Origin of the sequence: Clostridium folliculivorans (assembly GCF_024341905.1) — a bacterium.
Lineage (GTDB): Bacteria > Bacillota > Clostridia > Clostridiales > Clostridiaceae > Clostridium_AR > Clostridium_AR folliculivorans.
Window position 1 is genome coordinate 1 of sequence record NZ_BQXY01000036.1, and the last position, 492, is coordinate 492.

Here is a 492-nt window from a genome sequence, read left to right on the forward strand (position 1 = left end):
ATTGGAACTGAGATACGGTCCAGACTCCTACGGGAGGCAGCAGTGGGGAATATTGCACAATGGGGGAAACCCTGATGCAGCAACGCCGCGTGAGTGATGAAGGCCTTCGGGTTGTAAAGCTCTGTCTTTGGGGACGATAATGACGGTACCCAAGGAGGAAGCCACGGCTAACTACGTGCCAGCAGCCGCGGTAATACGTAGGTGGCAAGCGTTGTCCGGATTTACTGGGCGTAAAGGGAGCGTAGGTGGATATTTAAGTGGGATGTGAAATACCTGAGCTTAACTTGGGTGCTGCATTCCAAACTGGATGTCTAGAGTGCAGGAGAGGAAAGTGGAATTCCTAGTGTAGCGGTGAAATGCGTAGAGATTAGGAAGAACCCCAGTGGCGAAGGCGACTTTCTGGACTGTAACTGACACTGAGGCTCGAAAGCGTGGGGAGCAAACAGGATTAGATACCCTGGTAGTCCACGCCGTAAACGATGGATACTAGGT

Annotated in this window: 1 rRNA gene; it reads left to right on the plus strand. The window is 52.0% G+C overall.

Features of this window, described 5'->3' with window-relative positions:
• Positions 1-492, plus strand: a 16S ribosomal RNA gene (locus OCU55_RS23780); the annotation flags it as partial.